The organism is Gluconobacter sp. OJB (genome assembly GCF_039638275.1).
In the GTDB taxonomy this organism is placed as follows: domain Bacteria; phylum Pseudomonadota; class Alphaproteobacteria; order Acetobacterales; family Acetobacteraceae; genus Gluconobacter; species Gluconobacter cerevisiae.
The window spans coordinates 1,107,002-1,129,831 of sequence record NZ_JBDIWH010000001.1; the positions used below are offsets into that span (position 1 = coordinate 1,107,002).

The 22,830-nt window shown below is 59.8% G+C and carries 21 protein-coding genes; 8 read left to right on the plus strand and 13 right to left on the minus strand.

Going from position 1 to position 22,830, the window contains the following annotated elements:
• Positions 1–3 precede the first annotated feature (3 nt).
• The 7 genes from ABDK74_RS05145 to tkt form a co-directional block, all read right to left on the minus strand.
• Positions 4–546, minus strand: coding sequence for a gluconokinase (locus ABDK74_RS05145; RefSeq protein ID WP_194254262.1), 543 nt, complete (start codon positions 544–546; stop codon positions 4–6).
• Positions 543–1,238, minus strand: a complete 696-nt coding sequence (rpiA, locus tag ABDK74_RS05150; protein WP_346002977.1) for a ribose-5-phosphate isomerase RpiA — start codon at positions 1,236–1,238, stop codon at positions 543–545. The genes ABDK74_RS05145 and rpiA overlap by 4 nt, the downstream gene beginning before the upstream one ends.
• Positions 1,235–1,975, minus strand: coding sequence for a 6-phosphogluconolactonase (gene pgl / locus ABDK74_RS05155; RefSeq protein ID WP_346002978.1), 741 nt, complete (start codon positions 1,973–1,975; stop codon positions 1,235–1,237). Before pgl ends, rpiA begins: the two co-directional genes overlap by 4 nt.
• On the minus strand, positions 1,972–2,832 hold the full coding sequence (locus ABDK74_RS05160; protein WP_346002979.1) for a Cof-type HAD-IIB family hydrolase: 861 nt from the start codon (positions 2,830–2,832) through the stop codon (positions 1,972–1,974). The genes pgl and ABDK74_RS05160 overlap by 4 nt, the downstream gene beginning before the upstream one ends.
• Positions 2,833–2,938: 106 nt before the next feature.
• On the minus strand, positions 2,939–3,937 hold the full coding sequence (gene gnd, locus ABDK74_RS05165) for a phosphogluconate dehydrogenase (NAD(+)-dependent, decarboxylating) (RefSeq protein WP_346002980.1): 999 nt from the start codon (positions 3,935–3,937) through the stop codon (positions 2,939–2,941).
• A 3-nt stretch (positions 3,938–3,940) separates the two neighbouring features.
• Positions 3,941–6,814, minus strand: a complete 2,874-nt coding sequence (locus ABDK74_RS05170) for a bifunctional transaldolase/phosoglucose isomerase (protein WP_346002981.1) — start codon at positions 6,812–6,814, stop codon at positions 3,941–3,943.
• Positions 6,815–6,826: 12 nt separating this feature from the next.
• Positions 6,827–8,884, minus strand: a complete 2,058-nt coding sequence (gene tkt / locus ABDK74_RS05175) for a transketolase (protein ID WP_346002982.1) — start codon at positions 8,882–8,884, stop codon at positions 6,827–6,829.
• Positions 8,885–9,021: 137 nt separating this feature from the next.
• Here tkt and ABDK74_RS05180 point away from each other — a divergent pair, with 137 nt between their 5' ends.
• The 4 genes from ABDK74_RS05180 to ABDK74_RS05195 all read left to right on the plus strand — a co-directional run bounded on the left by ABDK74_RS05180 (position 9,022) and on the right by ABDK74_RS05195 (position 12,069).
• Positions 9,022–10,026 carry an MBL fold metallo-hydrolase gene (locus ABDK74_RS05180; protein ID WP_408874499.1) on the plus strand — a complete coding sequence of 335 codons (1,005 nt, stop codon included), beginning with the start codon at positions 9,022–9,024 and terminating at the stop codon, positions 10,024–10,026.
• Positions 10,027–10,091: 65 nt separating this feature from the next.
• Positions 10,092–10,592 carry an ankyrin repeat domain-containing protein gene (locus ABDK74_RS05185; protein ID WP_346002984.1) on the plus strand — a complete coding sequence of 167 codons (501 nt, stop codon included), beginning with the start codon at positions 10,092–10,094 and terminating at the stop codon, positions 10,590–10,592.
• Positions 10,589–11,656: a histidinol-phosphate transaminase gene (gene hisC, locus ABDK74_RS05190; RefSeq protein ID WP_346002985.1), complete on the plus strand. Its 1,068-nt coding sequence runs from the start codon at positions 10,589–10,591 to the stop codon at positions 11,654–11,656. The genes ABDK74_RS05185 and hisC overlap by 4 nt, the downstream gene beginning before the upstream one ends.
• A gap of 137 nt (positions 11,657–11,793) precedes the next feature.
• A complete protein-coding gene (locus ABDK74_RS05195; RefSeq protein ID WP_346002986.1) occupies positions 11,794–12,069 on the plus strand; it encodes a hypothetical protein in 276 nt (91 codons plus the stop codon).
• A gap of 60 nt (positions 12,070–12,129) precedes the next feature.
• Here ABDK74_RS05195 and ABDK74_RS05200 read toward each other — a convergent pair whose 3' ends face one another.
• On the minus strand, positions 12,130–12,966 hold the full coding sequence (locus ABDK74_RS05200) for a glycosyltransferase family A protein (RefSeq protein WP_346002987.1): 837 nt from the start codon (positions 12,964–12,966) through the stop codon (positions 12,130–12,132).
• A gap of 66 nt (positions 12,967–13,032) precedes the next feature.
• Between ABDK74_RS05200 and ABDK74_RS05205 the strand changes: the two genes are divergently transcribed.
• The 3 genes from ABDK74_RS05205 (at position 13,033) to ABDK74_RS05215 (ending at position 15,350) form a co-directional block, all read left to right on the plus strand.
• A complete protein-coding gene (locus ABDK74_RS05205) occupies positions 13,033–14,304 on the plus strand; it encodes an aminopeptidase (RefSeq protein ID WP_346002988.1) in 1,272 nt (423 codons plus the stop codon).
• A complete protein-coding gene (locus ABDK74_RS05210) occupies positions 14,301–14,861 on the plus strand; it encodes a hypothetical protein (RefSeq protein ID WP_346002989.1) in 561 nt (186 codons plus the stop codon). The genes ABDK74_RS05205 and ABDK74_RS05210 overlap by 4 nt, the downstream gene beginning before the upstream one ends.
• A gap of 66 nt (positions 14,862–14,927) precedes the next feature.
• The gene (locus tag ABDK74_RS05215) at positions 14,928–15,350 is read left to right on the plus strand and encodes a hypothetical protein (RefSeq protein ID WP_346002990.1); all 423 of its coding nucleotides are present in this window, start codon (positions 14,928–14,930) and stop codon (positions 15,348–15,350) included.
• Here the strand turns inward: ABDK74_RS05215 and fliJ are convergent.
• Complete coding sequence (gene fliJ, locus ABDK74_RS05220; protein WP_346002991.1) at positions 15,341–15,766, minus strand: flagellar export protein FliJ; 426 nt, start codon at positions 15,764–15,766, stop codon at positions 15,341–15,343. The genes ABDK74_RS05215 and fliJ overlap by 10 nt on opposite strands.
• A 13-nt stretch (positions 15,767–15,779) precedes the next feature.
• Positions 15,780–17,138: a flagellar protein export ATPase FliI gene (fliI, locus tag ABDK74_RS05225; protein ID WP_346002992.1), complete on the minus strand. Its 1,359-nt coding sequence runs from the start codon at positions 17,136–17,138 to the stop codon at positions 15,780–15,782.
• A gap of 189 nt (positions 17,139–17,327) precedes the next feature.
• Here fliI and ABDK74_RS05230 point away from each other — a divergent pair, with 189 nt between their 5' ends.
• Positions 17,328–18,071: a response regulator transcription factor gene (locus ABDK74_RS05230; protein WP_194254249.1), complete on the plus strand. Its 744-nt coding sequence runs from the start codon at positions 17,328–17,330 to the stop codon at positions 18,069–18,071.
• Between the two features lie 41 nt (positions 18,072–18,112).
• Here ABDK74_RS05230 and glmM read toward each other — a convergent pair whose 3' ends face one another.
• The 3 genes from glmM to tilS all read right to left on the minus strand — a co-directional run bounded on the left by glmM (position 18,113) and on the right by tilS (position 22,825).
• Complete coding sequence (gene glmM, locus ABDK74_RS05235) at positions 18,113–19,471, minus strand: phosphoglucosamine mutase (protein ID WP_346002993.1); 1,359 nt, start codon at positions 19,469–19,471, stop codon at positions 18,113–18,115.
• Between the two features lie 96 nt (positions 19,472–19,567).
• On the minus strand, positions 19,568–21,472 hold the full coding sequence (gene ftsH / locus ABDK74_RS05240) for an ATP-dependent zinc metalloprotease FtsH (protein ID WP_194254247.1): 1,905 nt from the start codon (positions 21,470–21,472) through the stop codon (positions 19,568–19,570).
• A 171-nt stretch (positions 21,473–21,643) separates the two neighbouring features.
• Positions 21,644–22,825, minus strand: a complete 1,182-nt coding sequence (gene tilS, locus ABDK74_RS05245; RefSeq protein ID WP_346002994.1) for a tRNA lysidine(34) synthetase TilS — start codon at positions 22,823–22,825, stop codon at positions 21,644–21,646.
• Positions 22,826–22,830 lie beyond the last annotated feature (5 nt).

A 22,830-nucleotide genomic window follows, 5' to 3' on the forward strand; every position in this document is an offset into this window, starting at 1 on the left:
TGGTCAGCCCTCCGTCTGGAAGTGACGGATCAGTTCCTCCAGCACCACATCGGGGTGCTTTTCGCCGGAAACGCGGATGACCGGCTCGTCGTCGCCCGGAGCCTCTAATGTGGCAAGTTGGCTTGGAAGTAGGCTTGCGGGCATGAAGTGCCCTTCCCGCCGCTCCAGCCGCGCTGCGAGTTCAGCGGCGGACGTATCGATATGCACGAATTCAATCGGGAGCCCATTGGCGCGAAGCTGTTCACGATAGACGCGTTTGAGCGCGGAGCACGTCAGAACCGCGCCGTGGCCAGCCTCGACCTGTGCCCGCAGCCAGTCATGACACAGCGCAAGCCAAGGTGCGCGATCGGCATCGGTGAGCGGCTGACCGGTGCTCATTTTCTCGACATTTGCAGGAGGATGCAGGGCATCGCCTTCCTGAAAATGCCAGCCAAGTCGGGTGGCCAGTCCGGTCGCAATCGTCGTCTTGCCTGTCCCGGACACGCCCATGACCACGAGGAAATGCGGCTCAAGGCCCATCTTCGAGCGTACGGCCGCAGCCGTCATGGCTCCCACCGCTCCACGCCGTCCGGCGTCGCCACCAGAACGTCCGAAGCCATGTTGAGGAACATGCCGTGCTCTACCACACCGACGATACGATCGATTTTCCCGGCCAGTTTTTCCGGATTTTCAATTGGTCCGAAATGACAGTCCAGAATCATGTTGCCCGTATCCGTCACGAACAGTGACCCAGCGCGGTCGGTCCGTGGCTTCACACCACGCGCACCACAGGCCGCGAGATGTTCCGCCGTACATTCCCAACCGAAGGAAATGACCTCAACGGGGACAGGGGCGCGTTCGCCCAGCAGGTCCACGGGCTTGGTGCCGTCCACAATCACCACGAAACGCTTTGCGGCCTGTGCCACGATTTTTTCGCGAAGGAGCGCGCCGCCCAGACCTTTGATGAGGTTGAGCGAACCGCGCTGGACCTCGTCCGCACCGTCAATCGCAATGTCGATCCGACGATGCGCTCCAAAATCCGTCAGCGGAATTCCGGCCTTGATCGCCTTGTCTTCGCTGTCATCGGATGTCGGAATGCCGAAAATCTCCAGACCTTCGGCAATACGCTCGCCCAGACGCTCGATCATATAGGCGGCCGTGCTGCCCGTTCCGAGACCCACGACCATGCCGCTCTGGACCATATCAGCCGCTTCACGCGCAGCGGTGCGCTTGTGAACGCTCATGTCCGTGCTGCTCATGCGTCTTCTCCGACCGCAGCACGATCTGCAAGAATGACGATCCGGCCTTCGCTCGTCACGCGGGCGGACGGGATGGAGCTGTCGCCTTCGACCAGACGCTCCAGCATTTCGACCTTGGACGATCCCGTCACGAGAAACACGACCAGCGCGCTGGACTGAATGGCAGGGTAGGTCAGTGTGATGCGTTCATAGGGCGCGGTGGACGGTGCGGCCGTTCCAACCCAGGCTTTGCGTTCCTTCAGGACAGGCTGTTCCGGAAACAGCGAGGCCGTATGACCGTCCGTGCCGAGCCCCAGCATGACCAGATCGAACAGCGGACGCTTCGGATCAAGTTCCATAGCGCCATAGGAAGTCTGGAGGGTTTTTTCGTAGGCCTGCGCGTCCGCGTCTACCGTATCGCCGGTCGGAATGGCATGGACGTTCTGTGCAGGCACCGGAACGCGCGACAGCAGGACAGACTGGCCGACCGTGTGGTTGCTGTCTGCGTGCCCTTCCGGAACATGGCGCTCGTCACCGTAGAAAATCTCGACGCGTTCCCACGGGACCAGTTTTGCCCGTGACGGCGTTGCGAGGATTTCGAACAGGCGCTTGGGCGTGGAGCCTCCCGAAAGCGCCACCCGGAACAGGCCGTCCGTCTTGGCGAGAACGCCTTCGATGAAGAGGTCAGCCATCCGCAGGGCGACGGCTTCCGAATCAGGGAGGGTTTCCAAAGTGGCGGTGCGAATATCAGTCGTCATGAATGGGGAACCCTCGGCAGAATGTAGCGCTCGACAGCCTTGGCCCAGCCATCGCGCTCGTTGGTGTCCGTGGAAACCTGTGCGGCGGCTTTCACGTCCTCTTCGGCCTGCCCCATGGCAATTCCCAGTCCTGCGACCGAAAACATCGGCAGGTCGTTATGGGCATCGCCAAGGCAGGCCACCTCATGCGGCGCAATGCCGTGGGCAAGCGCCAGTTCGCGGATCGCCTCGCCCTTGTTGGCAAGGGCCGGCGTCACGTCGAGAAGAATATCGGAAGAGCGCCGCACGCTCGCTTCTCCCTGAAGCAGGACAGCGAGCTCGGTCTCAATATCCTGAAGCAGACCTGTATTGCTGCTCACACCCATCACCTTGCCGATGCCCTCGAACTCCTTGCGCAGGTCAGGAACCTGATGCGGGGTCAGGCCGGTAATGCCCTGTTCGTGCTGGACGAACGGCGTATGGGCATCCTGAACCATCCAGTAGGACTGGCGCAGGAACCAGGTTTCGATCTCATGCAGATGCAGCATGTCATGGACGATCGACAGGACATTCGGCGTAAGAACGCGACTGACACTCGTGGTGCCGTCAGGCCGGAAAATGATACCGCCATTAAAACCGGCATTCTGCCCTGTCAGACCCAGCAGCTCGATATAACGAACCATGGCAGCGGGAGGCCGTGCACTGGCAAGACAAAGAGGAATTCCCCGCTCCTGAAGCGTTTTCACCATCGCCAGCGTAGAGGGCGCGATGGTTTTATCTGGCGTCAGGAGGGTTCCATCCATGTCGGACACGACCATACGGATGGTCTTGGGCAGCGGCGGCAGGTCCGCATGGATGGCGTCGAGGTCAACGGACATAAAAGCCCCTGTAAAAACCCCCGTCAGAGTCTTTGCGGGGGCTGGCTGGTCAGCAATGGCAAAACCATACCCTGCCAGCCAGTCATTGCCCATGAGGGGCGTAGTCTTATTTCTTTTCGACGTGTCCGCCGAAACCGAAACGCTGGGCCGAGAGCACTTTCTCGGCAAAGTTGTTGCCGGACCGCGAACGGAAGCGCGTGAACAGCGCGGCCGTCATGACCGGAGCCGGAACGTCTTCTTCAATAGCGGCCTCGATCGTCCAGCGACCTTCACCAGAGTCCGCAACTTCGCCAGAGAACTCGTCGAGAGTTTCCGAACGGGTCAGGGCCTCGGCCGTCAGATCGAGCAGCCAGGACGACACGACACTGCCGCGACGCCACACTTCGGCAATATCGCCCATGTTGAGTTCGAAACGGTCTTTTTCCACAAGAACGGGGGAATTCTTGCTCTTCATGATGTCGAACCCTTCGGCGAAGGCCTGCATCATGCCGTATTCGATGCCGTTATGGACCATCTTCACGAAGTGCCCCGAACCGGCAGGACCACAATGCAGGTAGCCCTGCTCGGCCCGCGGATCATGGCCCTTGTCACCACGGCCCGGTGTGCGCGCCACGTCCCCGATGCCCGGCGCCAGAGCGCTGAGGATCGGATCAATGTACTCGGCGGTCTCTTTCGTGCCACCGAACATCATGCAGTAGCCGCGTTCCAGACCCCAGACACCGCCTGAGGTGCCGACATCCACATAGGAGATGCCCTTTTCAGCCAGCTCGGCCGAACGGCGGACGTCGTCCTTGTAGTAGGTATTGCCACCGTCGATGATGACATCCCCACGCCCCAGAAGGCCGCCGAGTTCCTGAACGCAGGCTTCGGTGATGGCACCTGCCGGAAGCATAACCCACACCACGCGGTGTTCGTCACCTTCGAGCAGCTTTGCCATCTCGGCCACAGAGCTGGCGGGGGTCGCACGCCCTGCTTCACAACGCCCGGCGACCGAAGCCGTCACTTCCGGCGTACGGTCGTGCACGACGACATCATGTCCGTGGCGCGTCAGACGGACGGCAATATTGCCGCCCATCCGTCCCAGTCCGATGATTCCGATCCGCATGACTTATGCTCCTGCCAGTGCTTCGTGGATTGCCGTTTCCAGAGCCTTCAGCCCGTCTTCCAGCGGTCCATCGATATGAACGCGAAGGGCGCGACGGCCACGGGCCGCGAGCACTTCGAAATCGCCTCGTGCCTGCGCCGCCTTGACGACGCTGAAGCTGAAACCATGACCCGGAACCGGCACGTCCGCCGCATCCGTCGCCGTGACCTGAAGGAACACGCCGCTGTCGGGTCCGCCCTTGTAGGCCTGGCCCGTCGAATGCAGGAACCGGGGGCCGAATTCGGCGGCTGTCGCCACTTTCAGCGTATCCCGCAGCTCCATACGAACGGACTGTGCCCAGTCGCGCGTCTGCTGATCACGGCGGATATAGGCGAGCAGACCGACATAGTCGCCCGGCTTCACACGATCAAAAAGCGTCTTCAGAATGGAGACCGCATCGCTTTTGCTGCCAGAGGCTTCCGTGTTCTTCGCATCTGCATAGAAGGACAGTGGACCGTCCTTGGCGAACGGCGTTTCCGGCGGAAGCGATCCCGTTTCAGCATAAGCCGAGGTCAGCTTGCGCGTTTCGAGCTTGCTGAACTCCACGTCGGGCTGATCGAACGGATCAATCCCGAGAACCGCACCGGCCACAGCCGTCGCGAATTCGAACAGGAAGAATGCCTGTCCGATCTGTGTGGCATCAGCCAGACGGATGGTCACGACTGGTGCGCCAGCAGCCCGCAGAGCACCGAGGCGGCTGTCGGGAACGTCGTCGCCCAGAAGAAGGTCCACGAAAATGCGGTCCGTTCCATAGACATCCGGCGCGCCGAGTTCTTCCTCGTCGATGGGGATCAGGCCGAGGCCCTTCTTGCCGGTGCTTTCGGCGATGAGCTGTTCCAGCCATGCGCCCAGCGACGCAATGCCGTCAGAGGCGAGGATCGTCACCTTGTCGCGGCCGAAGCAATGCGCGGCATGGCCTAGGATCAGGCCCAGAACCGCACCCGGATTGGCAGCCGGAGGCGCGCTTCCGTCACAGGATTCCACCATCAGGCGTGTGACCGTCAGCAGCTTGCGGACGTCAATGCCACTTGCTGCAGCCGGGACGAGACCGAAATTGGACAGGACCGAATAACGCCCGCCGATTTTCGGATCGCCGTAGAACACGCGCCAGAAGCCGTTTTCCTCGGCCACCTTCTGCATGTGCGAGCCGGGATCGGTGATGGCGATGAAGTTGTCACCCGGCTTCTTGCCCAGAGCCTGACCGGCCACCTGCCAGAAATGCGCGAACAGGATGTTCGGCTCCAGCGTTCCACCGGATTTGCTGGCCACGATGAACAGCGTGTTCTTCGGGTCGATGGCTTTCTCGAACGCCGTGACCTGCTGCGGGTCCGTGCTGTCGAGAACATGCAGCTTCGGCCAGCCTTCACGCTGCCCGAATGTCTCGGCCAGAACCTCAGGACCAAGGCTCGAACCACCCATGCCCAGAAGCAGGATATCCTTGAAGCCGCGACTGCGGACATCACGGGCCAGAACTTCCAGCTCCTCGACGTTCCACAGGCGATCCTGCACGATCGTCAGCCAGTTCAGCCAGCCAGCTTCCGGGCCGTTCGTCCAGACCGACGGGTCTTTCTGCCAGATCCGGCGAAGGCCGCCGCTCTGGCTCCAGTCCTTTTCCGCACCGGCGACATCATCGCGCAGTTCCGGCGGCAGATCCGCGCTGACACGCAGCAGACGCTTGCCAATGACGGCTTCGCGCTTGGTTGCCACGGCCGTCAGCAAGGTGTCGAACGACACGCTGAAGGATGCACAGCCTTCCTTGACGAGCTTTGTCGTCACGCCGTCCAGATCCAGGCCAAGGCGCTCGGCCTCGGCCAGCACATGCTGAGCCTGATCGACGTTCTCGGTCAGGCTGGCGCGGGCGTTGCCGTGATCGCGAAATGCATCGAATGTTGCGGGCGGAATGGTGTTGACCGTCTCGGGCCCGATCAGCTCTTCGACATACAGGACGTCGGAATAGGCCTTGTCCTTGGTGCCGGTGCTGGCCCAGAGCAGACGCTGCGGGTTGGCGCCCTTCTCGGCGAGCGCCTTCCAGCGCGGGCTGTTACGGACTTCAAGATAGTACTGATACGCGATCTTGGCATTGGCAATCGCGACCTTGCCACGAATGGCCTTCAGCGCCTCGGCATCTGCATCACCAGCGGCAATGCGACGGTCGATTTCTCCATCGATCTTGGCGTCGATACGGCTGACGAAGAATGAAGCCACGCTGGAGATGCGCGAAATGTCCTCGCCGCGGGATGCGCGAGCTTCGAGCCCGGAAATATAGGCTTCCAGCACCGCTTTGTAGGCATCCAGCGAGAACAGCAGCGTCACGTTGACATTGATGCCGTCAGCGATGGCTTCGCGGATGGCGCCCGTGCCTTCAGACGTTCCGGGGATCTTGATCATCAGGTTTTCGCGCGCGACTGCTTTCCACAGACGGCGGGCTTCCGTGATCGTACCGTGTGCGTCGAACGCCAGATAGGGCGAGACTTCGAGGCTGACATAACCGTCCAGCCCCTTGGTCTTTTCGAACACCGGATACAGCACCGCGCAGGCGGAACGGATATCGTCAATCGCCAGATGCTCGTACAGATCGCCGGGGGGAAGGCCCTCGCCTTCCAGCAGCTTGCGGATCTGCGGATCGTATTCGGTGCCGTGTCCGATGGCCTTCTCAAAGATGGCCGGGTTGGACGTAACGCCCCGCAGGCCGTCTTCGTCCACCAGCTTGCGGAGGCTTCCGTCCTCCGTGAAGCTGCGCTGGATGAAATCCAGCCAGGGGGACTGGCCGTATTTCTCAAGCTCGCGCAGCACGCTGCCGACTTCATTCAGACCGGTATTGGAGATTGTGTCTGCCACAGGATCTCTCCCTTACTTGCCGCGCAGGGCCTGACGCTTTGCCGCGTCAAGAACCGCTTCCGGCGTGAAACCGAATTTCGTGAGAAGTGCGGAGGCCGGGGCCGACGCACCGAACGTGTTCATCGCGATGATCGCACCGCCGATGCCGACATACCGGTCCCAGCCGAACGCTGCGGCCTGCTCGACCGCGACGCGGCCAATGACATCCGGCGGCAGAACGGAATCGCGGTATTCCTGGCTCTGCTCCTCGAAGAGGTCAAAGCTCGGCATGGAGACGACGCGGGCATTAATGCCTTCTTCCGTCAGCTTCTCGTAAGCCGAAACCACGAGACTGACTTCCGAACCCGAGGCGATCAGGATCACGTCAGGCTTGCCGTCACAGCTCGCCAGAACATAACCGCCCTTCGCCAGACCAGCGGCAGACGCATATTTCGTGCGGTCGATCGTCGGCAGGTTCTGACGGCTCAGGGCGAGCACGGCAGGCTTGTGCGTCATCGGGATCAGCGTGCGCCAGGCTTCGGACACTTCGTTCGCGTCGGACGGGCGGATCGTCATGATGCCCGGAGTGGCACGAAGCTGTGCGAGTTGCTCGATCGGCTGATGCGTCGGCCCGTCTTCGCCCACGCCGATGGAGTCATGCGTGAAGATATACAGAACAGGCAGTTCCATGATGGCCGACAGACGGATCGGTGCCTTCATGTAATCGGAGAAGATCAGGAAGCCCGAACCGTAGGAACGAATGCCCGACAGCGCGATACCATTGCAAATGGAGCCCATCGCATGTTCGCGCACACCGAAATGCAGGTTCCGGCCGCCATAGGTGCCGTTCCATTTCTCCGGCTGGAAGGAGCCGCCGCCCTTGATATCCGTCTTGGTGGACGGCGTCAGGTCAGCGGAGCCGCCGATCATCCAGGGAAGGTTCTTCGCAACCGCATTCAGAACCTGACCCGAGCTTGCACGAGAGGCAATGCCCTTGGCATCGGCGTCGAAAGTCGGGATGTCCTTGTCCCAGCCTTCCGGCAGACGATGTTCGATGATGCAGTCGATTTCCGCCGCGAGTTCCGGATGTGCTTCGCGATAAGCCGAGAACAGCTCGCGCCATTCTGCATTGGCTTCCGCACCACGCTTGCCGAGACCCTCAGCGAAATGCTCCTTCACGCCATCAGGTACATAGAAGTCCGGAGCATCTTCCGGCCAGCCATAGACCTTTTTCGCACCCTTGATCTCTTCAGCGCCCAGCGGTTCGCCATGCGCCGAAGCCGTACCAGCCTTTTTGGGCGCGCCATAACCGATGACCGTCTTGAGCACGATCATGCTCGGGCGATCTGTCACCGCACGGGCTGCTTTCAGCGCGGCGAGAATGGCGTCGACATCGTTGCCGTCCGTCAGCGTCTGGACATGCCAGCCATAGGCTTCAAAACGCTTGCCCACATTTTCCGTGAAAGCTAGGTCCGTCGAACCTTCGATGGAAATCTGGTTTGAATCATAGATCCAGGTCAGGTTCCCAAGTGCGAGATGGCCAGCGGTGGACGCGGCTTCCGAAGCCACACCTTCCATCATGTCGCCATCGCCACAGAACACCGTGACGTGATAATCGAACAGCTTGAAGCCCGGGCGATCATAGCGCGCGGACATCCACTTCTGTGCGATCGCCATACCCACGGAATTGCCGCAACCCTGTCCGAGCGGGCCGGTCGTGGTTTCTACACCAGCTGTAAAGCGGTATTCCGGATGACCCGGCGTCTTGGAGTTCAACTGACGGAACTGCGAGAGATCCTCGACAGTGAGGGACGGCGCGTCAACGACCTTGCCATCCTGAATATCCTTCACGCCTGTAAGGAACAGGGTGGAGTACAGCAGCATCGACGCATGACCGACCGAAAGGACGAAACGGTCGCGGGCGGGCCAGCACGGATCGGCCGGATCGTATTTCAGATCGTGCTGCCAGACCGCATACATCGCGGGGGCGAGGGCCATGGCCGTGCCGGGATGGCCGGAATTGGCGCGCTCGACACCTTCCATCGAAAGAGTGCGGATCGTATTGATGGTGAGCTGAGGAAGCGTACTCATCGGAATGGAATCTCCGGCTTGTGACTGACAGGAAGAAACGCAACGATATCTTCCATACCTTCTGTTGCCACGGCATGACGCGAAGTCGCGACAGACGCAATGGCTGATCGGTAAACCATATTGTGAAACACGCTCTTGTGCTTGATGACAACCTGCCGCATTTCGACGGTCGTCATTACCGAAACCCTGAGGAATGGCGCCCGGACGAGGCGCGAATGGCCCGCAGCCCCTCGCAGCGGATCGGGACCATCTTCCGCTGGCAGATGGGCCTCAGGCCACGCTGGCCGGATGCTCTTCCGCCGCAAAAAACCTACGATCAGGTCACGCCTGCTCCGGAGGAATGTTGCGCCACGTTTGTCGGTCATGCGACCGTTCTGCTCCAGTTCGGCCGCGCAGGACGCGCGCCTCTGCGGATCATCACAGATCCGGTATTTTCTGAACGCTGCTCCCCCTTCCGCAGTTTCGGTCCCCGCCGCGTCTGCCCACCCGGCATCGCGCTGGATGCCCTGCCGCCTATCGACATCATCCTCGTCTCGCACTGCCATTACGACCACATGGACCTGCCGAGCCTGCGGGCACTGGCCGAACGTGACGATCCGCTCTGCATCTCCCTGCCGGGCAACCGCCGCCATCTGAAAAAGGCTGCACTTCCCCGCATCATTGAGCTGGACTGGTGGGAAGGTACGACCGACGACAACGCCCGCATTACAGCCACCCCAGCCCTGCATGGAAGCGCACGCACGCCGTTCGATTCCAACCGCGCGCTCTGGGGCGGCTTCACGATTGAAACAGGCGGCCACACCGTGTTTTTCGCGGGCGACACGGCCTGGGGCAAACATTTCGACGCGATCCACCGTCGCTGGCCGCAGATCGACCTCGCCATCCTACCCATTGGGGCCTACGAACCGCGCAACCTGATGCGTCGCGTTCACATGTCCCCCGAAGAGGCACTCATGGCTTTCGATACGCTCAAGGCACAACAGGGACTGCCGATCCATTTCGGCACGTTCCAGCTTACCGACGAGGCCATTCTGGAGCCGCCCACCCGTCTGGAGTTCGCCTGCCGACCCGCTGGCCGCCCTTTCAGGGCGCTGGAAAACGGTGACAGCCTCACTCTTCCGCCCGCTGACACAAAAAGCTAAACTGCCCTCCGACATCCCTTCCCCGGATTTTCTGTCATCGGGGACACCGCCATGTGGAAACCGTCATGAACGCCCAGAACGTCACTTTCACGTCAGACCAGATCACCGCCCTGTTCATCGACGCGGCCCGTGAAGGCGATACCGACCTCCTGACCCAGTTTCTGGACGCCGGCATGGCCATCGATACGCCGGACAGCCGTGGTTATACCGCTCTGATTGTTGCCACCTACAACGGCCACACAGATGCCACGCGCCTGCTGCTGGATCGCGGGGCCGACACGGAAGCCACCGATCTCAAGGGGGCCACCGCACTTTCGGGCGTCGCGTTCAAGGGCCTGACCGAGATCGCGTCACTTCTGCTCGATCATGGCGCCGAGGTGGATCACGCCAACCATGCCGGTCGCACGCCGCTGATGTTTTCCATCATGTTCAACCGCGAAGACATGGCGAAAAAGCTTCTTGCCGCCGGAGCCAACCCGGACCTGAAAGATGCAGATGGCGTCTCCGCACGCGATCTGGCCGAACGCCAACTCATGACCGGCCTGTTCACCAGAGCGTCCGCATGAGCCGTTTGTGGAACCGCCGCGTCCGGGATCTGCACCCTTATGTGCCGGGTGAGCAGCCCAGACTCGCGGACCTGCTGAAGCTCAACACCAACGAGTCTCCCTACGGTCCAAGCCCGAAAGTGCTTGAGGCCATCCGCAACACCGCATCCGACGATCTGCGTCTCTATCCAGACCCGACGGCAGCGGACCTGCGGGACACCATCGCCACCCGGTTCGGCACCACCGTCGATCGCGTTTTCGTCGGCAATGGCTCCGACGAAGTTCTGGCCCATGCCTTCCGCGCGCTGTTCCACGACGATGCGCCGGTTCTGTTCTCGGATGTGACCTACGGTTTTTATCCGGTCTATTGTGGCCTGTTCGACCAGCCGTTCCGCCACATCCCGCTCAATGACGATTTCACAATCGACATCGACGCCTATACCGGCGACTGCGGCGGCATCGCCGTCGCCAACCCGAATGCCAATACGGGAATCGCTCTGCCGCTGGATCAGATCGAAGCGCTCCTCAAGCGCCACCCGGACCGGACCGTCATCATCGACGAAGCCTATGTCGATTTCGGTGCACAATCCGCCATTGAACTGACACATCGCCATGACAACCTTCTGGTGGTCCAGACGCTGTCAAAGTCCTACGCTCTGGCAGGACTGCGTGTGGGTTTTGCGATCGGCTCCCCGGAACTGATCGAGGGTCTCATTCGCGTCAAGGACAGTTTCAATTCCTACCCCCTCTCCCGTCCGGCCCAGGCCGGGGCTATCGCCGCGATTCAGGACACCGACTGGCTCGCGGACATCACGGCCCGCCTCGTTGCGAGCCGCGACCGGCTGGTTCCGCAACTGCAAAATCTTGGCTTCCAAGTCCTGCCGTCCTGTGCCAATTTCATTCTTGTGCACCACCCGGAGCACAAGGCCGGAGCCATCGCCGCAGCCCTGCGCGAGCGTGCGATCCTTGTCCGGCACCTCTCAACCCCGCGCATCCAGGACTGGCTGCGTATCTCGATCGGAACGGACGACGCCTGCACCCGCCTGACTGACGTTTTGCGGGACATCCTCTCCTCCCGATCCTGAATTAACCGGACGGTAATACCCCGTCCCCCATAATCATGAGCCAGACAGGGCCAGATGGGCGCGTTTGCGCGCCTCATCCCGTCATCCTCCGGATGAACGGGAGGCCCATGGATGTTTCATGCGGAAAGACCGAATACATGCGTGCATTTCAGGAACAGATGTCCGACAACCAGCCTATTCGCCGCAATCAGGCCGAAAAGGAAAAGCAGCTTCGGGACCTCAAGGAAACGATCGCTTCCATGAAGTCTCACACGTCTCCGACGTTGAAGGAAAGCATCCAGCGCCGCATCCGCGAACTGGAAACCGAACTGCGCACCATCGCGCGCGAGAAAGCCGCGAAGGCCGCAAACCCGGACGCCCAGTCCGACCGTCAGCGCCGTCCGCCGCGCCGCAACACAATCCGTTCCATGTAAGGGATGGCCGCAGAAGCCGGTACGGAAATCTCGTCCACACCGGCTTTTGCATCAGGAAGCCTAAACGGCTTCCCCTTGAGCCTCTTCCGACGCCCGGTCCCATGCCGCCCCCATCAGACGTAATCTCGTGGGATGCAGGCCGTCCGTCTCGGTCAGAACGTAATAGGCGGTATATTCCCCGGTCGGTTTTCCCGGACGATCCATCAACGTCCTGAAAACATTACGGTCCGCCGTCATCTGCGTTCCGTCCCCAGCCAGAGGCTGATTCCACATTTCCAATGCTTCCGGGGTCCTTGTCCGGTCAATCATCAGGCAGTTCGGGTCCACAAACCCGCCATAGCTTTCGCGGAAAATTCCGCCTCCGATCCCGACCGATTCCCACTGATCCTCGCAGACAGGTTTGAGTGTCTGTGGATGCACGAACCAGCGCCCCGCCCATGCCCAGTCCTGACCTTCGATCGCGGCCAGAAGGGACGACAGATGATCGGGCGCCCACCAGTTATCATCGTCGAGATAAGCAATGCGTGGAGCATTCGAAAGCTGACTAAGCACGCTGCGCAATACGCCGCCGTCCCTCGCCCGCCCAAACCCTCCATGACGCTGTGATGTCGAATAACCGGGCCAGAGCACTTCGACGACCCAACCCGATGGCCGCCCTTCGATCGCGCTCTGAATCAGATCGTCAGCATCGTCTCCCGGGGGACAATCCAGACCGACCATGATCTGGACCCGCAGATTTCCCACTTGCCGGAAAACAGACTGGATCGCCCGGACGATGGTAGGCCGCAGCAGACTGGGCATGACAACCGCTACATCGAACGGACGCTGGTCGGGTCCGCCTGGATCGGCGAAAATATGAAGTCCGGGTTCCATACCGGCACGATACTGCGCACTCAAAGCCCTGTCACCTCATGCGCTGCTCTCTTGCACTTCAACGCTACAGGGCACACCATGAGGGCCAGAATGATCACTGCGAAAGAGTCCAACGTGTCCGCTCCCTCCACCTTTTCGCACGAACAGCTGCTCGACCGTCTGGGCGAGGTCGCTGTCCGCGTTGGCCTGAACATCGCGCCGGGCCAGCAGCTCCTCATCACCGCGCCGCTCACAGCCGTCGCACTGGTCCGGCGCGTCACGGAACACGCTTACAAGGCTGGCGCCTCGCTGGTGACGACCCTGTACGCGGATGACGAAACCACACTCGCCCGTTTCATCCATGCCCCGGACGATGCCTTCGACGTCGCCCCCACATGGCTGGCCGAGGGCATGGCGCGTGCGTTCCGTGAAGGCGCAGCCCGCATGGCCATTACCGGCGCCAATCCAACACTGCTTAAAGGACAGGACCCGGAACGCATTGCACGCGCCAACCGCGCCAGCTCCAAAGCAAACCGCCCGGCAATGGAAATCATCACCCAGTTCGCCGTAAACTGGAATATCATCGCCTGTGCCACACCGGCCTGGGCCGAACAGGTCTTCCCGGACCTCCCCCCTGAAGAAGCTCTCGCCGCCCTGTGGGACGGTATTTTCAAGGCATCTCGCGTAGATGTCGCCGATCCTGTCGCCGAGTGGAAAGCCCATAACGCTGCCCTGCATGCCCGGGCGAAATTCATGAACGACAGCCGCTTCGATGCTCTGCATTTTAGCGGCCCCGGGACGGACCTGACGGTCGGACTCGCAGACGGACATCTCTGGGCAGGCGGCTCAGAAAAATCCGGCAATGGCATCGTCTGCAACCCGAATATCCCGACCGAGGAAATCTTCACGACCCCGCATCGCAGCAAGGTCAACGGGCGCGTCAGCAGCACCAAGCCGCTGTTCCATCAGGGAACTCTGATCGACGAAATCTCGGTGCGTTTTGAAAACGGCCGTATTGTCGAAGCAACCGCCAGTAAGGGCGAGGACGTGCTCAAGCGTATCCTCGATACCGATGAAGGCGCGGCACGGATTGGCGAAGTCGCCCTCGTACCGCATTCCTCGCCCATCTCGGCCAGCAAGATCCTGTATAGGAACACGCTGTTCGATGAGAATGCGTCCAGCCATATCGCACTCGGCCAAGCCTACACGAAGTGCATGGTCGATATCGAAGGTCTGACGCCGGACGAACTTCTGGAACGGGGCGTCAACGACTCCCTTATTCATATCGACTGGATGATCGGTTCGGACAAAATCGATCTTGATGGCCTCAAGAACGGCAACCGCGTGCCGCTGATGCGCGCAGGAGAATGGGTGCAGGCATGACATTTTTCCGCATGACAGGCCTCACGGGCCTGTGCGCCTCTGTCGCGATGCTGCCTGTGGCCGCACAGGCCCAGTCTTATCCGCAATCCGGTTATCCTGCTCAGGCTGGCACCACAAGTCAGACACAGATCGACGGCAGTGTGCCGCTACAAGGAACACCGCAGCAGACTCCGCAGATCCCGCCGCAGGTCCGTGCCGATACGGAGCACGCTATGCAATATCCCCTGCCGTCGGACTTCATGACCCGTGCCGCAGCAACGATTGCCGAGCTTCAGGCCCGAAACATCCAGCCCCCCAATTCGCACGGGGCAGGATTGGCCGAGACAATCAGCCGCATCAGCCAGATTCCCGGATTGGCTCCTGTCCTCCAAAGCCACGGTTTCACGCCTGAAAGCTTCGTGATGGGCATGACAACCTTCGGGATGACTTTGGCCGCCAGCAACGGTCAGCTTCCAGCCGGAATGCCAGGCCCCAATCCTGCCAATGTCGCTCTCTTCAAAGCCCAGCCCGAACAGGTAACGGCCCTGATGCAGGCCATGGGCAATCCACCACACTGAATAAGAAACAGCGGCCATGTCTCCCGCTAGATGACATGGCCGCTTCAGTCTGCGAAAAAGATCCGGATGCCCATTAAACTCGACCCCACGCTACTCCCTGCACTGGATATTCTTGGCATGGCCCAATCCGGCGCACTTCTGCGCGCCGAGCGCGAGACACCACCTGATGGGATTCCTGCCTTCGTCACCCGCGCAGGCTGGGATGAACTCGCGGCAACACATGCCTCAGACCACAGCGCGCCCCACATTGTGCTTCTTCCAGCGCTCGAAAAAGCCGTCTCGCGCATTTTGGCCCACGCGGCACAGAACGCCACCCATACGGGCGAAATGACGTCTGTTACTACGCTACAAACCGATCTCTTTCCCAGCGATCCCGATCTTGTTCTGGCCTTTGTCCGCGACAGCACCCATCCCGTGGCCTGCGCCCTGATCGGCACAGCCCCGCAGATTGAAGCCGCACTTCGCAGCCAGGACGTTGCTCAGGACTGACTGAACTGACGAATGGCGAGTTCATCCAGCGCATTCTGTTCTTTTTTGAGCTGCGCCAATCGCTCTTCTTCCTGCCGCTCTTCCTTCAAAGTTTTGACGGCTTCCATGGCAGCTCTTGCGATAATCAGTGCCGAACGCACTGTTTCACGATCCAGAGCAGCCTCACGACAGCGCGTCTGCGCTTCCGCAACAGCCTGTCGCCCGGCAGGAAGCCAGCGACTGAAGGCTTCCACAGCACCGTCCCCGGCTGTGGGGCTGGAAGCGATCCGCTGTTCACTCAGAATTTCTTCCTGAGCCGCCGACAGCTTTTCTTCTGCAACCGTCTCACGGGCGACGGCCTCCGCAAAGCTTCTTTCAACAAGATCAAGTTCCTGCTCACGCAAAGCAATGAGAGTGTCGAGAGGTGACTGTTCCATCCTGAGAAATCCTTCATGCCGCATTCAAAGGAGTGGTTTGCGGGATCGTCTGCATAATCTGTGCGAGCTGTTCAAAAGCCTCCGCACGTGTGGACCGCTCGTTGCGCCCCTGGGACAGAAACTGGTTCAGTTTGGGCATCAATGCGATGGCCTCGTCAACCTCACGATCCGTGCCCGGCTTGTAAGCCCCGAGCCGGATCATATCCGCCATACGCTGATAGGTCGCCATTGCTGCGCGCGCGCGTTGAGTAAGAGTGTTTTCCTCAGGGGAATTACACCCCGGAACCGCACGGGACAGAGAGCGCAGAACATCGATTGCGGGATAACGTCCCTGCTCGCCGATCTTGCGATCCAGAATGATATGGCCATCCAGAATACCACGCACCGCGTCCGCAACTGGCTCGTTCTGATCGTCGCCTTCCACCAGAACAGTAAAGAGAGCCGTAATCATCCCCTGACCGGGGTCTCCCGGACCAGCCCGCTCCAGAAGTCGAGGCAGCTCGGCAAACACGGAAGGCGGATAACCACGCGTCGCAGGAGGCTCGCCCGCAGAGAGACCGATTTCTCGCAGAGCCATACAAAACCGCGTTACGCTGTCCATCAGAAGCAGAACCGATTTGCCTTGGTCACGGAAATATTCCGCAATCGCCATGGCAGACAGCGCCGCTTCACGACGCATCAGCGGAGGTGAGTCCGATGTTGCAATCACCAGCACACTCCGTGCCAGCCCGTCAGGGCCAAGATCGTCTTCAATGAACTCACGGACCTCACGCCCACGCTCACCCACGAGCGAAATTACGGCAACATCGCACTCCGCCCCTCGCGCAAGCATAGAAAGCAGGGTCGATTTTCCAACACCAGATCCGGCGAAAAGTCCAAGCCTCTGACCACGACGCGATGTTGTGAATGCGTCCAAAGCCCGCACCCCGAGATCAATCCGGTCCCCCAACCGTGCACGACTTGCCGCATTGGGTGGCGAACACTGAATCGCCTGGCGTGAAATTGAGGGAAGTAAAGGTCCTTTTCCATCGATCGGTTGCCCTAACGGGTCCACCACCCGTCCAAGCCAGCTCGAATTAATACCCAAGCCACCACCACGGCGATTGAGAGGCACTCGTGCCGCACAACCCGGACCAATACCATCCAGCACTCCGAAAGACATCAGTCGTGCAAGGTTACCCTGAAACCCCACAACCTCAGATTGCACCACCCGGCCATCACGCGCTGTAATCGCGACTCTATCTCCAATCGTGATGAATCGCTCGATTCCAATGACGGTTATGCAAAGACCAACAACGTCTTTCACGCTTCCCGTAACCCAGTCGCAAGTGAGGTCTGAAAGCATTTCAAGCAGTCTGGCGTAATTGCTCATGGCAGCAGTTTTTGACCGTTTTCTGCGGATTGTTTCAATCCTTACACCCTACAACCCCATAGTTAATACGAACTTAATGTTCTCCTTTTGAGGGAAAAATAATGACAATTTTACGATTTTTTATCTGTAGGTATCGACATGCACAACCTTGGGTAGTAACCATTGGTTCACCAAGCCGGGAGTTGAAACATGCGTATCCTTCTTGTCGATAGCGATCAGTCAGCCGCCACCACGTTGTCCCAGACCCTGCGTACCGCGTCCTTTACCGTTGACCATACGCCCTCTGGCGAAGAGGCCATCGAGATGCTGCGTCATTACGACTATGACGTGGTTGTGCTCGAACTGATGCTAAACGATCTGGAAGGATATGAAGTCATCAGGCGTGTCCGGGCAGCCCGCATCACGACGCCGATCCTTGTCCTTTCGGCCCTGCTCCGTTCTCAGGCCAAAATCCGCGCCTTCTCCATGGGGGCCGATGATTACATGACAAAACCATACGATTCAGACGAACTCGTCGCGCGCCTTCAGGCCGTCATGCGCCGCTCGCGGGGATTTGCCGAGCCAAAGCTGAGGGTGGGTAATCTGGAACTGGATCTGAACGGCAAAAACGTTACCGTCGATGGCGCGGCACTGCACCTGACAGGTAAGGAGTATGCCATTCTGGAATTGCTCGTAATCCGTAAAGGGTCCGTCCTGACCAAGGACGCGTTTCTCAATCACCTTTACGGTGGCATTGATGAGCCGGAAATGAAGATCATTGACGTCTTTATCTGCAAACTACGTCGAAAATTGCAGAATGTTGGTGCGGGTAACCTGATCGCGACTGTCTGGGGACGTGGCTACATCCTGCGAGAAGATGATGTTGCAGAAACTGCTGCTCTTGCCAGCCTGGCCCCCAAAACCCCTGCCCACGTTCTCGAAGCAGCAGTCTGAATCAGGCTGCCACTCGATAGAGCCTTAATAGATATCGGCGGTCAAACATGAGCAATGGCGCGAATAACATCGCAGACATGACCCACCACCTCATGAACGAGCGCCTCATCTTCCGCTTCTACCATGACACGGATCAGCGGTTCCGTTCCACTGGCGCGTAGAACAAGACGGCCACTTCCGGCCAGTCGTTCATCCGCCCAGGCCTTTGCCGCGGCAAGGTCCGGGCTACCCATCGGACTGACACCTGAATAACGGACGTTTTTCAGGAGTTGCGGATATGGCGTGAAGAAACGACAGATTTCACTGGCCGACTTCTTGGTTTCCACAGACACGGCCAGAACCTGCAACGCGGCGATCAGACCATCTCCTGTCGTGGCATAGTCCGACAACACCATATGCCCAGACTGCTCGCCTCCAAGATTGGCACCAATCTCTCGCATCCGCTCTACGACATAACGGTCACCAACCGATGTCCGCTGCAGCTCAAGCCCCTTTTCTGCCAGAGCTTTTTCCAGCCCCATATTGGACATAACAGTCGTAACCACCGTATTGCCACGCAAGCGGTCATGCTGCTTCCAGAAGGCCGCGATCAGGCCGATAATCTGGTCTCCGTCAACAAGATCGCCATTTTCGTCCGCAATCAGAACGCGGTCCGCATCGCCATCCAGAGCAATGCCAAAATCCGCACCATGTTCCCGAACTGCCGCACATAGCGTTTCCGGATGGGTCGACCCCACACCGTCATTGATATTCAGACCATCCGGTTCGCAGCCGATCTTGATGACTTCCGCACCCAGCTCCCACAATGCCTTGGGTGCCACCCGGTACGCTGAACCGTTGGCGCAATCGATGACAATCTTCAGACCGTCCAGACGCAACCCACGCGGGAAAGACGCCTTTGCGTTCTCGATATAACGACCTGCCGCATCCGTCAGACGTGAAGCCCGTCCAATCCTCTCGGGAGAAGCCAGTCGGGCCGAAAGATCCTGAGCCATCAGGTCTTCAATTTCACTTTCAACCTCGTCTGAAAGCTTGAAGCCGTCCGGCCCAAACAGCTTGATACCATTATCCGTAAAGGGATTATGCGAGGCTGAGACCATCACCCCAAGATCAGCGCGAAGAGAGCGGGTCAGCATAGCGATGGCAGGTGTGGGCAGCGGGCCGACCAGAATGACGTCCATCCCGGCTGACAGAAAACCTGCAACCAGAGCACATTCCAGCATATAGCCCGAAAGGCGCGTATCTTTGCCCAGAACGACGCTGTGCCGACGGTTCTGGCTCCGCATGAAATACAGACCGGCAGCCTGCCCCAGCCTCTGCGCGATCTCAACCGTCATGGGCGCGGTATTGGCCGTTCCACGGATGCCGTCAGTGCCGAACAGAGACCTTTTGGTGGCCATAATGCAAAATCCTGCCTGTCTGCCAGAAACAAAAAAGGCGCGGCACCGGGGAGAATTTCCCCGATGACGCGCCTGTCGGTGCGATTGACTGTCTGATTAGCTCGCCTGAGGCGCCGGATCAAACGCTTCAGGACGGGCAGTGGGGACTGAAGCGCGACGGTTGTCAGGCATCTGCCCATCATCCGACGAACGCTCAATCGCCTCGCCGCGCATGATGCGGCCCACATCGTCACCCGTTAGCGTTTCATATTCCAGAAGCGCTGCAGTCAGGCGATGCAGATCATCCAGACGGGTCGTCAGCAGATCATGGGCCTGCTTATAGGCCGTATCGATCAGAGCTTTGACTTCCTTGTCGATCTCGCGGGCAGTTTCTTCAGAGATGTTTTTGTTCTGCGTCACGGAGTGACCCAAAAACACTTCCTGCCCGTTATCGCCATAAGCGATCATGCCCAGCGTGTCGCTCATGCCCCATTCGGTCACCATGCGTCGCGCGAGATCCGTCGCGCTCTTGATGTCACCCGATGCACCGGCGCTGACTTCCTCGCGTCCGAAAATGATTTCTTCGGCAACACGGCCACCCATAGCGATGACCAGACGGGCCAGACACCATTTGCGGCTGTAGGAGATGTTGTCCTTCTCCGGCAGTGTCATGACCAGACCTAGCGCACGCCCACGCGGTACGATTGTCGCTTTGTGGATCGGATCGCTGCCCGGAGTGAAGATCGCACAGATGGCATGACCGGATTCGTGATAGGCGGTCGAGCGCTTTTCGTCTTCGGTCATAACCATGGAACGGCGCTCTGCCCCCATCATGACCTTGTCTTTGGCTTCTTCGAACTGCGCCATACCCACGGTCCGGCGACCCTGACGGGCCGCCATCAGCGCGCCTTCGTTCACAAGATTGGACAGATCCGCACCCGAGAAACCCGGTGTTCCGCGCGCAATAATCTTGGGGTCCACATCCGAAGACAGGGGCACTTTCTTCATGTGAACGCGCAGGATCTTCTCACGGCCAGCCACATCGGGGTTCGGCACCACGACCTGACGATCAAAACGACCGGGACGCAGCAGAGCCGGGTCCAGAACATCCGGACGGTTCGTCGCGGCAATCAGGATCACGCCTTCATTGCTTTCGAAACCGTCCATCTCGACCAGCATCTGGTTGAGGGTCTGTTCGCGCTCGTCATTGCCACCCCCAAGACCTGCACCACGATGGCGGCCCACGGCGTCGATTTCGTCGATGAAGATGATGCAGGGCGCGGACTTCTTACCCTGTTCGAACATGTCACGCACACGCGATGCACCGACACCGACGAACATTTCCACAAAGTCCGAACCGGAAATCGTGAAGAACGGAACGTTGGCCTCGCCCGCAATGGCGCGCGCCAGAAGCGTCTTACCCGTACCAGGAGGGCCAACCAGCAGCGCTCCCTTGGGGATTTTACCGCCCAGACGGGTGAATTTTTGCGGGTCGCGCAGGAACTCGACGATTTCCTGAAGCTCGGATTTTGCTTCATCAATGCCCGCGACGTCTTCAAACGTCACACGACCGGTCTTTTCCGTCAGCAGCTTGGCACGGGATTTGCCGAAACCCATGGCACGGCCACCACCGCCCTGCATCTGGCGGAAAACCATGAAGCACAGCCCCACCAGCAGCAGAACCGGCAGATAGGCGCTGGCATAGCGCAGAATCGGACTTTCTCCACTGTCCATCGGCTTGGCAGTCACTTCGACACCAGCAGAGGTCAGACGGCCCGGAAGGCTCGGATCAAGTGGCGCATAGGTCTCAAAAGACGTACCGTTCGTCAGCGTTCCGGAAACATTCTGCTCCTGGATCACGACCGAACGGACCTGATGCTGGTCCACGTCATGAATGAAATCGGAATAGGCGATCTGCTGGGCTGCATGCTGTCCGCCACCGGGCTGGAAGGCTGTCAGCACTGCCATTCCGACCACGATGATGACCGCCCAGATCGCGACGTTACGGCCTAAATTGTTCATCTCGCTCTCTGTCGTCCTTCAGACTGTTCCGTCAGATGCAGTCCGGGATCACCCCTCACAACTGGCCGACCGGTCACATTCTGCGTTGACTTCATAACATAAGCCTCCGCGTCCACGATCCTACCCCATCCAGAGCAGGAAAACGCATTTCTTGCGTTTTTGAGGATCTTTTTACGTTGTGAGCTGATTTTCTCCCGTCACAGGCACTGCAGAGGCCCAAACAAAATCAGCCTCACCGGACATATACCCTATCCGCGGCCACAGGATCAGCCGACCTTCCTGCCACACAGCTGGAAGACAGCGGGCAGCGGCAGAGGGAATGCCTAGTCTGCGCAGATCCAATCCATGTACGGCGTCGCCCAAAGGTCCGATCACACTGCCCGCCGGAATATCGTGCGTCAGCAGACGCCAGCGCCCGTCCCAGACACAGCCCTCCAGCGCCGCAACCGAGGCAGCAAGAGCCCTCTCTTCCCGCACCAAAATCACGCCATTGCCAAAACGCCCCGCCGGTTGAATCTGAACTCCGGACAACGTCCCGCATCCCTTGCCCAGCAACAGGCGTATAGCCTCCCTCGCCGGCCGATAGGCTTTTCCCGAAACGAGCCGGATCAGAGCGGACAAGGTCTCTTCGTTCATCCCGGCCGGCTCCAGAAAAGCCCATCCTTCGGGATGCCAGACAGCATGCGATGCAAGATTTTCCGCTAGTTCTGCCTCGCGACTCTGGCTCTTCTCCCGTGCCGTCAGATTGAGGGTCTGGACATCGCGTCTTTGCTGAAGGGTCAGATCCTGCCGCCACCGCACCCGCTCAAACCGCCGGTTGGCATTCGAAGGGTCTTCGATCCATGGCAGTCCGGCGGCCTGCAAGGTCAATCGCAGGCGTGACGGGGCGAATGTCAAAAGCGGACGCAGCAGTCGAACGCGCCCCCGCACGGCACGCCTCTGAATACCGCTCAACCCCAGAGGACCGCTCGCCCGCAGGCTTCGCATCCAGACAGTTTCGTCCTGATCGCCCGCATGATGCGCGACAAGAAGATCCAGACACCCGGCTTCAACACAGGCCGCTTCCAGCGCCTCGAACCGGGCCTGTCGCGCCCGTTCCTGCAACCGGCCTTTCGGAAAGGGCGCGAGCGTCAGTAGCCGGGCTGGTACATCCATGGCGGCAAGCCGTTCAACCGTCAGCCGTGCTTCGATAGCCGATTCAGGCCGCAGGGCATGATCCACCACGAAGGCCACGACATTGCGACGCCAACGGCGGCCCAGAAATGCCAGCGCCATAGAATCGGCGCCCCCTGAAACGGCAAGGGCGACTGGCGCGTCCTGGATATCTGGCGGCCAAGCGCCGAGATCCGACATCAGAT